The organism is Winogradskyella ouciana, from assembly GCF_009709615.1.
In the GTDB taxonomy this organism is placed as follows: Bacteria; Bacteroidota; Bacteroidia; order Flavobacteriales; family Flavobacteriaceae; genus Winogradskyella; species Winogradskyella ouciana.
In genome coordinates, this window is the sequence record NZ_WJYA01000004.1 from 614,252 (window position 1) to 627,152 (window position 12,901).

At 35.4% G+C, this 12,901-nt stretch carries 12 protein-coding genes; 3 read left to right on the forward strand and 9 right to left on the reverse strand.

Annotation, left to right across the window (positions count from 1 at the left end):
* Nucleotides 1-19: 19 nt before the first annotated feature.
* Both F1003_RS06700 and kynU read right to left on the reverse strand, forming a co-directional pair.
* A complete protein-coding gene (locus tag F1003_RS06700; protein ID WP_155088434.1) occupies nucleotides 20-1,477 on the reverse strand; it encodes an FAD-dependent oxidoreductase in 1,458 nt (485 codons plus the stop codon).
* Nucleotides 1,478-1,488: 11 nt separating this feature from the next.
* Nucleotides 1,489-2,775 (reverse strand): kynureninase, encoded by a 1,287-nt coding sequence (gene kynU / locus F1003_RS06705; RefSeq protein ID WP_155088435.1) that lies wholly within the window; start codon nucleotides 2,773-2,775, stop codon nucleotides 1,489-1,491.
* Between the two features lie 105 nt (nucleotides 2,776-2,880).
* Between kynU and F1003_RS06710 the strand changes: the two genes are divergently transcribed.
* Entirely contained in the window at nucleotides 2,881-3,300 is a 420-nt protein-coding gene (locus F1003_RS06710) for a (4Fe-4S)-binding protein (RefSeq protein ID WP_155088436.1), read from the forward strand.
* Nucleotides 3,301-3,452: 152 nt separating this feature from the next.
* Here the strand turns inward: F1003_RS06710 and F1003_RS06715 are convergent, their stop codons facing one another.
* The gene (locus F1003_RS06715) at nucleotides 3,453-4,136 is read right to left on the reverse strand and encodes a hypothetical protein (RefSeq protein ID WP_155088437.1); all 684 of its coding nucleotides are present in this window, start codon (nucleotides 4,134-4,136) and stop codon (nucleotides 3,453-3,455) included.
* Nucleotides 4,137-4,177: 41 nt separating this feature from the next.
* Between F1003_RS06715 and F1003_RS06720 the strand changes: the two genes are divergently transcribed.
* Nucleotides 4,178-4,978, forward strand: a complete 801-nt coding sequence (locus F1003_RS06720; RefSeq protein WP_155088438.1) for a class I SAM-dependent methyltransferase — start codon at nucleotides 4,178-4,180, stop codon at nucleotides 4,976-4,978.
* A gap of 42 nt (nucleotides 4,979-5,020) precedes the next feature.
* On the opposite strand, the gene msrA is transcribed toward F1003_RS06720, so the two are convergent.
* The 3 genes from msrA to F1003_RS06735 form a co-directional block, all read right to left on the reverse strand.
* Entirely contained in the window at nucleotides 5,021-5,686 is a 666-nt protein-coding gene (gene msrA / locus F1003_RS06725) for a peptide-methionine (S)-S-oxide reductase MsrA (RefSeq protein ID WP_155088439.1), read from the reverse strand.
* A 127-nt stretch (nucleotides 5,687-5,813) separates the two neighbouring features.
* The gene (locus F1003_RS06730; RefSeq protein ID WP_155088440.1) at nucleotides 5,814-6,599 is read right to left on the reverse strand and encodes a zinc ribbon domain-containing protein; all 786 of its coding nucleotides are present in this window, start codon (nucleotides 6,597-6,599) and stop codon (nucleotides 5,814-5,816) included.
* Nucleotides 6,600-6,601: 2 nt separating this feature from the next.
* Complete coding sequence (locus F1003_RS06735; protein WP_155088441.1) at nucleotides 6,602-7,696, reverse strand: Nif3-like dinuclear metal center hexameric protein; 1,095 nt, start codon at nucleotides 7,694-7,696, stop codon at nucleotides 6,602-6,604.
* A 40-nt stretch (nucleotides 7,697-7,736) separates the two neighbouring features.
* On the opposite strand from F1003_RS06735, the gene lpxK reads away from it, so the two are divergent.
* On the forward strand, nucleotides 7,737-8,735 hold the full coding sequence (gene lpxK / locus F1003_RS06740) for a tetraacyldisaccharide 4'-kinase (RefSeq protein WP_162306925.1): 999 nt from the start codon (nucleotides 7,737-7,739) through the stop codon (nucleotides 8,733-8,735).
* Here the strand turns inward: lpxK and F1003_RS06745 are convergent.
* Genes F1003_RS06745 through lipA form a run of 3 tightly spaced genes read right to left on the reverse strand, consistent with a single transcriptional unit; the run spans nucleotide 8,732 to nucleotide 12,887 of the window.
* Nucleotides 8,732-10,969: an ATP-binding protein gene (locus F1003_RS06745; protein ID WP_155088442.1), complete on the reverse strand. Its 2,238-nt coding sequence runs from the start codon at nucleotides 10,967-10,969 to the stop codon at nucleotides 8,732-8,734. The two genes, lpxK and F1003_RS06745, sit on opposite strands and share 4 nt — an antisense overlap.
* A gap of 29 nt (nucleotides 10,970-10,998) precedes the next feature.
* Nucleotides 10,999-12,015 carry a type I glyceraldehyde-3-phosphate dehydrogenase gene (gap, locus tag F1003_RS06750; RefSeq protein WP_155088443.1) on the reverse strand — a complete coding sequence of 339 codons (1,017 nt, stop codon included), beginning with the start codon at nucleotides 12,013-12,015 and terminating at the stop codon, nucleotides 10,999-11,001.
* On the reverse strand, nucleotides 12,015-12,887 hold the full coding sequence (lipA, locus tag F1003_RS06755; protein ID WP_155088444.1) for a lipoyl synthase: 873 nt from the start codon (nucleotides 12,885-12,887) through the stop codon (nucleotides 12,015-12,017). The genes gap and lipA overlap by 1 nt, the downstream gene beginning before the upstream one ends.
* Between the last annotated feature and the right edge of the window lie 14 nt (nucleotides 12,888-12,901).

Below are 12,901 nucleotides of genomic sequence, written 5' to 3' on the forward strand. Positions count from 1 at the left end.
TCGTAATGACGCTTCAATTTTAATGTAGTCCAGCAATCCTATCATCTTCTAAAATGGCTTCGGTTTCTGTTTTTACTTTATCTAAAATATCTTTTATATCATCTTCTGTCGAAATGACTCCGTCTGCCAACATATTTAAAATAGCTTTGTCTTGTGCGCGTCCTCTTAGCATCGCCTTGCGATAGCCAATATCCTCATTAAAGGTAACCAAACTATATTTTGAGGAATAGCCTTCGGGAAAATTTTTCTCAAGCGCCATTTCAATCTTTCGTTTTTCCTGAAATATCGGATTGGCAACATGGTCTTTCATTTCGTGAAAATTATCAATGGCTAAATCGGCAATTGCATCAGTATCTGGCTTTCTTACTCTTTCATATTCCGAAAACACAGTTTCCCAACCTTTTTCTTTATGCGTATTCAAAACTTTATCAAAAACCACAACATCTTCAAAAGAGGCGTTCATCCCTTGTCCATAAAATGGTACTATTGCATGTGCCGAATCTCCCATAAGCAACGTATTGCCCTTATAATGCCAAGGAGAACATTTAACGGTTCCAAGAGGTGCAGTTGGGTTTTCAAAAAAGTCATCAACGAGATTCGGCATTAATTCCAAAGCATCAGGAAATTCTTTTTGGAAAAATTCGGTGACTATTTCAGGTGTGGTTAGGTTGTTGAAATTATATTCACCTTCATCGTAACTTAAGAACAGGGTTACGGTAAAACTACCATCTAAGTTTGGTAAGGCAATTACCATAAAATCGCCTCTTGGCCAAATATGTAGGGCATTCTTGTAGGTTTTATAACCACCATCTTCTGCCGGAAGAATGCTTAATTCTTTATAGCCATGTGTGAGATAATCTTGCGAAAAACTAAACAGAAACTTCTTTTCCAAGTAATAACTCTTTCGTAACGCAGAACCTGCACCATCTGTGGCAATAATACAATCGGCATCTTCGATAAACTCGTCTTTAGTGTGGTAATCTTTGAATAAAGCTGTGGTCTTTTCAAAATCTACCGATTTACATTTTTTGTTGAAGTGAATACTTACGTTCTCATGCTTTTCGGCTTCTGTCAATAACAGACCATTAAGTTCTCCTCTAGAAATGGAATTGATATATTCATAATCGCGACCACTGTAATTTGAAAGGAATGTGTTGCCTTCTTTATCATGAAGCATTCGGCCATTCATTGGAATACAGAGTTCTTTTACTTTGTCTTCAATGCCGACTAATTTCATGGCCTTGTTGCCGCGATCTGAAAACGCTAAATTAATAGAACGACCTGCAGAAATATCTGTTTTTCGAAGGTCAGGGCGCATTTCGTAAACGTTGACGTTGTAACCTCTTTGGCCTAGTCGCAATGCAAGGAGACTTCCGCAGAGGCCAGCTCCGATTATTAATATATTCTGAGCCCCATCTAAATCTTCCCCAGAAGGGAAGACTTTTTCACTGTTGCTATCTTTCGTATTGTTATTCATTATATTGGTAGTTAGTTCCTTCCCTCTGGAAAGGTTAGGATGGGCTTTAATTTCTCAACCATCAAATAAACATCCTCAAAAGAATTGTATAAAGGCACAGGAGCGCATCGTATCACATCTGGTTCTCGCCAATCACTTATCACTCCAGCTTCAGTTAGTTTGTTATGTAATGATTTATCAGCATTTAAGACTTGTATTGAGAGTTGACAACCACGTTCATCTGGATTTTCTGGTGTAATAATTCTAATGACATCTTCTCCTAATTCCTTCAATAAAAATTCAAAATAGCCTGTTATTTTTTTTGACTTTTTTATCAGTTTTTCCATTCCTATTTCATTAAACAAATCTAAAGAGGCTTTTATCGCTGCCATTGACAATATAGGTGGATTACTCAATTGCCAACCTTCGGCACCTGGTAGCACATCAAATTCATGACGCATATTAAAGCGGGTTTGTTTATTGTGGCTCCACCAACCTGTTAATCGATTGAGATCTTTGTTATAAGCATGTCGCTCATGAACAAAACAACCGGACAGACTTCCTGGGCCAGAATTTAAATATTTATAGGTACACCAAACCGCAAAATCCGCTCCTGAGTTGTGTAAATCTAAATTAACGTTTCCTGCGCCATGTGCACAGTCAAAACCAACTTTGCAACCATGTTTGTGACCTAATTCTGTAATGCGTTTTAAATCAAAAAACTGCCCTGTGTAATAATTGACTCCACCAATCATTACCAAAGCGATTTCATTTCCGTGAGATTCGAAAATTTGCTCTAAATCTTCATAGCGCAATAACTCTTCTCTTTCTCTTGGTTTCCAAAGAATTAAGCCTTCGTCGTCGTCATAACCATGATGACGTAATTGAGATTCCACGGCGTACTTGTCAGATGGGAACGCATCACTTTCAATAAGAATTTTATAACGTTCTTTTGTAGGTTGATAGAACGATGCCATCATAAAATGAAGGTTCGCAGTTAATGAATTCATAGTAACGACTTCAATTGGTTTTGCACCAACCAAATTGGCAGTACTTTCTGTTAGGAACTCATGGTATGGTAACCACGGATTTTTAGCTTCGGTATGCCCTTCAACACCGAGATTTGCCCAATCTTTTAATTCTTGGTTGATATAATCTTTTGTGGATTTTGGTTGAAGCCCAAGAGAATTACCACACAGGTAAATAAGTTCATTTCCGTCTTTATCCTTGGGAATATGAAATCGTTCTCTGTAGCTTGATAATTCGTCTAATATATCTTGTTGTTTGGCGTAATCTAGACCAAGTTTATAGTCGGACAATCTGGATTGATTTTCGGTTTGTAACAAAAATAAGGATTTAAAATGAGGGATTAAAGGTGTTTTTTCAATAGTAATTTTGGTTATCTTTAAGGAAACAATAAAGTTATGGGAAAGACAAAAGAATACACCAATGGTGAGGTAACCGTGGTTTGGGAGGCTGAAAAATGTATCCACTCAGGTATTTGTGTAAAGGGTTCACCTGAGGTATTTCAACCAAAAGAACGCCCTTGGGTTAAAGTTGATGCTTCACCAACCAATGAGATTGTTGAAACGGTTAAGAAATGCCCTTCGGGAGCTTTGAGCTATTATATGAATAATGGTGAGGATAAAACAGCTCAATCTTTAGAAACCAAAGTTGAAGTGTTGGAAAACGGACCGCTTTTGGTTTATGGCACGTTGAAAGTAACTCACAAAGATGGTAACGAAGAAACAAAAAATAAAACGACTGCCTTCTGCCGTTGTGGAGCTTCACAGAACAAACCCTATTGTGATGGTGCACATGTAAAGAAGGATTTTAGAGGGTAAAAGAAAAAGCACTTTAACTCGTAAGATAAAGTGCTTGGATATATATAGGCGCCAAAAGGCGGAAAATGTAAGCTATACGTTTTAAGTCGAAATGACGGACGTGAAACTTACATTATAGATTACAAAAGTAATGCCAAAAATTATATTTAGTATTACTCCAATGTTATGTTAACGTCAGTAAAGTTTAAGTTCCAGTTACCGTTGTCTCTTTTGTGGTCAATGGCAATCTTTATGCCGTTAAAATCTTTATAGTTTTCGAAAGTCGTTGCCATTGATGGTTCTTTTGAGTTTCCTTTTCTGAAAATCCATTCTTCAATCATATAATCTTCATTGTAGAAAATATCATATGCATCACCAGGCGTATAGCCACCTTCGTTAGGATAGGTTATGGTAATCATATCCATTTTGGTTTTGCTAATTGGAGCTTCTGATTTTTTTGGTTCTGAGATTGTTGCAGACGTATCCCAAACCAATTGAAATGGCACTAATAGCCAAAACTTGTCATTTATAAATGCTCTGTCAGCATTAGGAGGAACACTATCTAGTTCTGATCTCAGAAATTTTACATGTTGTTCGCCAGCTCGCATAACCACACTATCTTTTTTTGGAAACCATTCCCAAGATCTTCCGCTACCTTGTATTGTGTCACGGTCAACTCTAAATGTGAATTCTATTTTTTCTACGTTTTTCCAGTTGTCGTAACCATGTGCATTTGCTATTTTTTCTGCAATGGTTAATTCTTTTGTTTCTTCTTCAATAACTACATTGTCTTTCTTTTCAGATTTACATGCTGAAACAATTAAAAGACAAATCAAACCGAGATATAATGACTTCATACGAAAAGGATTTTTTAATTTAGATGTAAAATTAATCAACGATGGACGAGCACACTAATTATTTTGAAGTAAATAAAGACACATGGAACAAAAAAGTAGGTGTACATGCACAAAGTGATATGTATAACATGGAGGCTTTTAAAGCTGGCGAAACCTCTTTAATGCCTTATGAATTGAAAGCCTTAGGCGATGTTAGCGGAAAGTCTTTGTTGCATCTACAATGCCATTTTGGGCAAGATACTTTGAGTTGGAGTAGGATGGGAGCGAAATGTGTTGGTGTGGATTTAAGTGATGAAGGTGTTAAACTTGCCAAAGCACTTAATGAGGAATTAAAGCTTGATGCCGAATTTGTATGTTGTAATGTTTTGGATACATCGCAACATGTTTCTGAAACTTTTGATATTGTTTATACAAGTTATGGAGTTATAGGTTGGTTACCAGACTTAAAGCCTTGGGCAAAAATGATTTCAGAACGGCTAAAGGTTGGAGGAACGTTTTACATCGTAGAATTCCATCCCATTTTATGGATGTTTGATTATGTAGATGGAAAACCACAAATGAAATATCATTACAACCAAAAAGAAGTGATTTATGATGAATACGAAGGCACCTATGCAGACCAATCTTCAAAAATGGTAAGTAAAGAATACGGTTGGAATCATGGTTTAAGTGAGGTTGTGAATGCACTTATTGAAGCAGGATTGCAAATAGAATATTTGAATGAATATGATGAAAGCCCTTATGATGTCTTTCCTGACCTAGTTAAGATAGAGAACGGCATGTATAAAATGAAAGATCAACTGTTTCCGATGCTTTTTGAAATTAAGGCGATCAAAAAATAGTGTAGACCTTTCAGGCTTTAAAAGCCTGAAAGGTCTGATTACTTAATGCTTTGCTTCTGCTTTTAACAATTCAGGTAATTTTGCTTTAAACCTATTCAATCTTGGGATAGAAACAGCTACAATGTAGCGTTGATTAGGATTGCGCTTTTCAAAATCTTGATGATAATCTTCAGCGACCCAAAACTTTTGAAATGGATAAACTTCTGCAGCAATTTCATCATCTAATTTTTTGGCCAGAGCTGCTTTTTTCTCTTCAATGATTTTTTTCTGTTCATCGTTCTGATAGAAAATAATTGAGCGGTATTGCGAACCTCTGTCAGGTCCTTGTCCGTTGACCTGTGTTGGGTTTTGGGAGCCAAAATACACATCGACCAATGTTGCAAAACTAACTACTTCCGGGTCGTAAATCACTTCAACAGCTTCTGCATGGCCAGTTCTACCGGTATTACTCGATTCGTAGGTTGGGTTTTCGGTATGTCCTCCAGAATAACCGCTAATAACCTCGTCAACACCTTTTACACTTTCGTAAATAGCCTCAACACACCAGAAGCATCCACTGGCGAAATAGGCTTTTGCCATTCCGTTTTCCATTGGGACTTCAATAGGTTCAGCGTTGATTACTTCTTGTTGTTTTGGGTTGCTGTTTTGGGCTGAGTTATGACAGCTAAATAATAAGGCTATGCTTAAAATGGATACTAATTTTTTCATAATCTATTTTTCTTTTTCATTCAGTCGTAGAAAAATACAAATCCTTAAAATGAATTTGTATAAAATTATGCTAAATAAAAAAGCCTTTACAAACTGTAAAGGCCTTAAAACTATATTTTGAAAATGCTTATTTGCTTAACTTAGCAAATAACTTATCCATTTTTGCTTTTTCTTCTTCAGCTAATGCAGCATCCACTAAGATACGTCCACTGTGCTCATCGGTAATCACTTTTTTGCGAGAAGCGATTTCTACTTGCACTTGCGGTGGAATGGTAAAGAATGAACCACCAGAAGCACCACGCTCAATAGCGACAACGGCTAAACCGTTCTTTACATTGTTTCTTATTCTTTGGTATGCCTTTACCAAACGGTCATCAATTTTCTTTTGAAAATCTTCAGATTTGCTCAAAAGCGCTTCTTCTTCTTTTTCCGTTTCTTTTAAAATCTCGTTTAGTTCTCCCTTTTTGTGCTTAAGGTGTTCTTTACGATCTTTTAAACGGTCTTTTGTTTCAGAAATAACTTCTTTCTTTTGCTCAATTTGAACTTTAAATTCCTTGATATGCTTTTCAGCCAATTGAATCTCTAACTCTTGAAACTCAATTTCTTTTGTTAAAGAGTTGTATTCTCTGTTATTTCTAACATTATTCTGTTGCTCGCTATACTTTTTGATTAAAGCCTTAGCTTCTTCGATTAAGTTCTTTTTGCCTTTAATCTCATCATCAATAATAGCAAGATTGTCATTTAATTTTTCTAATCTAGTATTCAGTCCTTCAACTTCATCTTCTAAATCTCTAACTTCTAAAGGAAGCTCACCTCTGACATTTCTTATTTCATCTACTCTAGAATCAATTAACTGTAAATCGTAGAGTGCTCTTAGACGCTCTTCTACAGTAGCTTCAGCTTTTTTTGCCATAATTATAAATACTTTACCGGATTTGTATTTGTCTTTGATAAAACGACTGCAAAACTAGTAATTTTTTTCGAGAGATAGTCTACTAAAAACGATTTTGTGAACTGTTCACTTTCATAATGTCCAATATCTGCCAAAACAATGTCGTTTTCGGCACTGAAAAAATCATGATATTTTAGATCTGCTGTAACTAAAAGGTCTGCACCTGAGGCTTTTGCAGCTCCGATGGCAAAACTACCAGAACCTCCTAAAACTGCAATCTTTTTAATGGACTTATTCAAAAATTTAGAATGTCTAATACATTCCGTATTCATTTTAGTCTTAACGTATTGGAGGCATTCCTCTTCATTCATTTCGGTTTTGAGCTGACCGATCATTCCCATACCTATGTATTGATTTGTATTATCTAAAGTTGTGATTTCGTAAGCGACTTCTTCATAAGGGTGTGCGTTATAGAGAGCTTTTAAAACTTTAGATTCTAAATGTTTTTTAAAGACCACGGAAATAGCCGTTTCATTTTCGGAATGTAATATACCTTTTTCGCCAACTGTTGGGTTTGAATCTTCGTTGCCTCTATAGGTGCCTTTACCTTCAATATTAAAACTGCAAGAGTCGTAATTGCCAATATTACCTGCACCTACTTTGAATAATGCTGTTCTTAAGTCTTCTGCATTATTTCTTGGCACATACGTTTGTAACTTTTTTAAAGTATTTGGTTGAGGTATTAAAACCTTCTTATTCTCTAATCCTAATTGATCACAAATGATAGAATTAACTCCTTGAAATGCGTTGTCCAATGCTGTGTGAATAGAAAATATGGCAATATTATTTTGAATAGCTTTTATCACCACACGCTCTACATACGATTTACCAGTCAGTTTTTTTAATCCTTTGAAAATAATTGGATGAAAACTTACGATGAGGTTACAATTGTTTTCAATAGCTTCATCAACAACGGCTTCTAAAGTATCTAAAGTGACTAGGACTGCTGAGACGGATTGGTTTTTGTCACCTACCAATAAACCTACGTTGTCAAAATCTTCAGCATAGTTTAATGGAGCTAAATCGTGAAGTTGATTAATTACATCTTGTACGGTCATATGTGCAAATTTGTTTCAAAAATAATATATTTTAGTGCTCGTGAAGATTATCCGTATCATATTGTTTCCCTTTGTACCTATTTACTATGTTGTAACATGGCTGCGCAATTGGCTGTACGACAAGGGTATTAAGTCTTCTAAATCTTATAATTTGCCGATTATCTGCGTTGGTAATCTCAGTACTGGTGGTACGGGAAAGACACCAATGATTGAGTATTTGATTCGATTATTGAAGGACAGAACATCTGTAGCGACCCTAAGCAGAGGTTATAAACGTATTACAGAAGGATTTGTATTAGGAGACGATGACGCCACTGCTGATACTATTGGTGATGAGCCTTATCAGTTTTATAGAAAATTTGAAGGTATTGAGGTCGCTGTTGATGGTGATCGCCAAAATGGTATAGAACAGCTCCTAGGACTAGATAACAAACCTGAGGTTATTTTATTGGATGATGCCTTTCAGCATAGAAAAGTAAAAGCGGGTTTTAATATTTTGCTAACCAGTTATTACAATCTTTACTTTACTGATATGGTATTGCCAACAGGAAATTTAAGGGAGCCACGTTCTGGTGCTAAACGTGCAGACATCATTGTTGTCACCAAATGCCCTAAGGATATTACTGAAGCTGAAAAGACTAAAATAGAATCTAAATTAAAGATAAGATCGCGCCAGAAATTATTTTTTAGTCACATTGACTATTCTGAAGATGTGATATCAAAGAATAAGAAATTAGAGTTAAAGTCACTACCAAGATTTACCTTGGTCACTGGTATTGCAAATGCTAAACCATTGGTTGGGTTTCTCGAAGAAAAAGGGCTGAAATTTGATCACGTAGAATACCCAGACCATTATAGCTTTAGACCCAATGATATAGAGATGCTGACTGAAAAAGAGATGATTTTAACGACAGAAAAGGATTATGTCAGATTATCTGACAATGAAAGCTTGGAAGCCAAATTGTATTATTTGCCTATAGAATTAATTATTGATGACGGTACTGTTTTTGATGAAGCAATCAAAGCATTTGTACACTAAAAGAAACTAGAAACCACCTCTTTACCCGAAAGTACATCGTAGAGTTTGCCTTCAAAATCTTCTTGTTTAAATGGCTTAGAGATAATATCATTAAAGCCTGCTTCACCAAACTCATGCATTTTATCTTCTAGAGTTACAGCCGTTAGCGCAAAGATGGTTAAGTCTTTATCAAAAGTTCTAATGATTTTAGTCGCTTCTAATCCGCTAATGCCTGGCATGTGGATATCCATTAATACTACATTGTATTCTGTAGATTTTACTTGCTCTATGGCAGCTTCTCCATTGTCAACAACATCGCAATAAAGTCCCATTTTGTTTAGGATTTTCTTGGTAATCATTTGGTTGATTTTGTTGTCTTCAACAATTAAAATTTTCACGTTACTTAAATCCAAATCTTCCATCTTATTAGATTTTTTAATTTCTGCTACTTTAGGTTTTTCAACATTTTCAGCTTTTTCTAAAGGAATTTCAAAAAAGAATGTAGTGCCTTTTCCGAGCTCACTCTTTAAGTAAATTTTACCTTTAAGAATCTGAATAAGTCCTTTTACAATAGATAGACCTAGACCAGTACCACCATACTTACGGTTAATCTGCACAGAGCCTTGGGAGAAGCTCTCAAACATGTGGTCTTGTTTTTCTTTTGTAATACCAATGCCATTATCTTCAATTTCGAAGCGCAGCGTGTACTTATTGTCCTTTTGATCAATTTTGTACGCTCTCACCCAGATGTCTCCATCTTTTGTGAATTTAATAGCATTTCCAAGTAGGTTAATTAAGATTTGGGAAATCTTTAATTGGTCACCATTATAAGTTTCTGGCAACGTTTCTTCATAGTCTAAATGTAATTTAGTGCCATTGTCTTTAGCTGAATTGCTCAAGGCAGAAATTACATTTTCTATTTTGTTTTTAAGGTTGAATATTTCTGGGTCTAATTCAACTTTATTAGCTTCAATTTTATTGATTTGTAGAATATCATTTATAAAAGTTAAAAGATAATCTCCAGAGAATTTTAATGATTTTAAGTGTGGTACTTGATGCTCTTTGGGGTTTTCATCCAATAACATGTTCGTTAGACCTGTGACAGCATAAAGTGGTGTGCGTAACTCATGTGTCACCGTTGACAAGAAATTGGCTTTTGTCTTAGAGGCAAGTTCCGCTTTTTCTTTCGCTACAATAAGCTCATCGTTCTTTTTATGTAGCATATTATTGGTCTTTAACCTAATGTTATTGTTTTTATATAACGATAAGGTTAAAAGCGATAAAATCGTTATTAGAGCAATACTTAATATTGTTGTAATCCTTGTAAAATTACTTTCAGCATTTACTTCTTCTAAGGTTTCTTTTAGCTGTGCGTTTTGTGCGTCCTTATATTGATTAATCGATTGGCTTGTAATGCCTGGTGCTAAATTTTCTCTCTTAACGTTAAGTATAGAATCTGATAATTGTATATGTTTTGTAATATTTTCTAGAGAACTTTTGTAGTCTCCTCTTTTTTTATGAATATCACTTAAGGTTAAATAGGCTTCATTAATATTTTCTAGAAGATTATATGATTTTGCTATAGACAAACCTTCTTCGACTTGAGTAAGTGCCAAATCATTACTGTTAAGGGCACTAGAAACCTTACCTGTTTGTATTAGGGCACTACTTAAAATGGGTCTTTGGTCATATTTTTTTGCAATGATAACAGTTTTTTCTAACTGTGTTTTAGCTTCATCATAGCGCTCTAAGGCGATATAAGACTTTGCTTCGTTCAAAGTAACTTCAGAAATGTATTTTTCTAAGTTTTCTTGCTCAAATAATGTTTTGGCAGAATTATAATACTCTAGGGCATCAAGATACTCTTCCTTTGTATTATGGATAACACCTTTAATATTATAAGTAATAGCGAGATTTGCGTAATCGCTGTTTTCGCGTTGAAGTTGAATGGCTGTATTAAGAGCTACATTAGCTTTATCCGTTTCACCTACAAGATATCTTACTTTCGCGATTTTTGTGTGAATTGACCCAAGACTTTTTTTATCGTCAATTTTTTCAGCAATTTCTTTAGCCTTGTCTAGATTACCTAATGCATTATAATAATCTCCGCGATCGCTTTCTAGCTTAGCTTGGTTAACACGTTCTTGAAGTCTCATAGATAGCATATCCTCATCTTCGACATCATTTACTTGTGCGAAAACCAGACTGCAAAAACACGCTAAAAAAACAAATATGTAATATTTGATTCGGGACATTTCAGCTCACTTTATTTAAACAAATATAATTATTTATTCGACAAAAGTGCTTTTTTATCCGATAAATTGCAAATTAAATCTATAATTCTTGAACTATAGCCAGTTTCATTATCGTACCAACCTACGATTTTAACCATGTTTCCGATGACAGAAGTCATTTGAGAATCGAAAATACATGAGTGTGGATTACCCACAATATCTATTGAGACTATTGGATCTTCCGTGTATTCTAAAATACCTTTTAAGTTGGAATTTGAAGCCTTTTTAAAAAGCGCATTCACTTCTTCAATAGTAGTGTTTTTTTCTACGTTAATGGTTATATCTGTAAGTGAACCGTTAGCAACTGGGACTCTAATACCACAACCACCAATAACATCTGACAAATCTGGAAAAATCTTTGTCAAGGCTTTTGCCGCTCCTGTAGTCGTTGGGACTATAGATTGTCCAGCCGCTCTAGCACGTCTTAGATCTCGATGTGGCTGATCGTGTAAGCTCTGATCAGTTGTGTAAGAGTGTACAGTAGTGATATATGCTTGTTTTATGCCAAAATACTTATTGATCAAGGCAATCATTGGTGCAGCATTATTTGTTGTGCAAGAAGCATTGGATATTATGGTTTCAGAACCGTTAATACTGTCATCATTAACACCTAAAACTATGGTTTTTATATCATCATCCATGGAAGGGACTGATAAAATAACACGTTTTGCACCATTATTAATATGATGCTGTAAATCTGATTTAGTTTTAAATTTTCCTGTGGCTTCTATGACAAAATCAGGCTGAATTGCTTTCCAGTCAATAGATTTTGGATGTGATTGATTATAAAGCGGAATCGAAGTGTCATTAACCACAATATGACTTTCATCTGACGAAATATGATCCTTTAGAACACCATGAATACTATCGTACTTTAGCAAATGACTTAAAGTCTTCGCATCTGCCAAATCATTTATGGCAACAATTTCTACTTGTGGATGTTCTTGAGCTAACCTAAATACACGGCGACCAATTCTACCAAATCCATTAATGGCAACCTTAATCATTAGTTGATATGTTTTTGTGCCTTGTACGAAGATCTCACCAAAGCACTACTCTCTACATGTCTAAAGCCAAGGTCTAATCCAATTTCTTCAAACTCTTTAAACTCATCAGGATTGACAAATCTTTTTACCGGTAAGTGTTTCTTGCTCGGTTGAAGGTATTGGCCAATGGTTACTACATCCACATCGTTTTCCCTTAAATCGTGAAGTGTTTCTATAACCTCTTCTCGAGTTTCACCCAAACCTAGCATAATACCAGATTTTGTTCTACGCTGACCTTGTTGTTTTAAGTATTTTAAAACTCCCATACTTCGGTCGTATTTAGCCTGAATTCTGACTTCTCGGGTTAATCGTCTAACGGTTTCAATATTGTGGGATACCACTTCTGGCGCAACGTCTATAACTCTATCAATATGTTTTTCTATACCTTGAAAATCTGGAATTAAAGTCTCAAGCGTCGTTTCAGGGTTCATTCTACGAACCGCCTTAACGGTTTCTGCCCACATAATACTTCCCATATCTTTAAGATCATCTCTATCTACACTTGTTAAAACAGCATGTTTAATTTGCATGATTTTTATAGATCGCGCTACTTTTTCGGGTTCGTCCCAATCCACAGTTTCTGGTCGTCCTGTTTTAACGCCACAAAATCCGCAAGAACGAGTGCAGACGTTTCCTAAAATCATGAATGTAGCCGTACCTTCTCCCCAACATTCACCCATGTTCGGGCAACTTCCTGAGGTGCAAATTGTATTGAGTTTATATTTATCTACAAGACTTCTGAGTTCAGTGTATTTTTTGCCAGTAGGTAATTTAACTCTAAGCCATTTAGGTTTACGTTCTGGTAAAATATTTGAAGCGACTTTGGTTTCCATTCATTTTCAATTTC

Excerpts from the sequence above, each read along its gene's own strand:
- F1003_RS06700 (WP_155088434.1), bottom strand. The coding sequence starts at position 1,477 with ATGAATAACAATACGAAAGATAGCAACAGTGAAAAAGTCTTCCCTTCT.
- F1003_RS06710 (WP_155088436.1), top strand. The coding sequence starts at position 2,881 with ATGGGAAAGACAAAAGAATACACCAATGGTGAGGTAACCGTGGTTTGG.
- F1003_RS06715 (WP_155088437.1), bottom strand. The coding sequence starts at position 4,136 with ATGAAGTCATTATATCTCGGTTTGATTTGTCTTTTAATTGTTTCAGCA.
- F1003_RS06720 (WP_155088438.1), top strand. The coding sequence starts at position 4,178 with ATGGACGAGCACACTAATTATTTTGAAGTAAATAAAGACACATGGAAC.
- msrA (WP_155088439.1), bottom strand. The coding sequence starts at position 5,686 with ATGAAAAAATTAGTATCCATTTTAAGCATAGCCTTATTATTTAGCTGT.
- F1003_RS06730 (WP_155088440.1), bottom strand. The coding sequence starts at position 6,599 with ATGGCAAAAAAAGCTGAAGCTACTGTAGAAGAGCGTCTAAGAGCACTC.
- F1003_RS06735 (WP_155088441.1), bottom strand. The coding sequence starts at position 7,696 with ATGACCGTACAAGATGTAATTAATCAACTTCACGATTTAGCTCCATTA.
- F1003_RS06745 (WP_155088442.1), bottom strand. The coding sequence starts at position 10,969 with ATGTCCCGAATCAAATATTACATATTTGTTTTTTTAGCGTGTTTTTGC.
- gap (WP_155088443.1), bottom strand. The coding sequence starts at position 12,015 with ATGATTAAGGTTGCCATTAATGGATTTGGTAGAATTGGTCGCCGTGTA.
- lipA (WP_155088444.1), bottom strand. The coding sequence starts at position 12,887 with ATGGAAACCAAAGTCGCTTCAAATATTTTACCAGAACGTAAACCTAAA.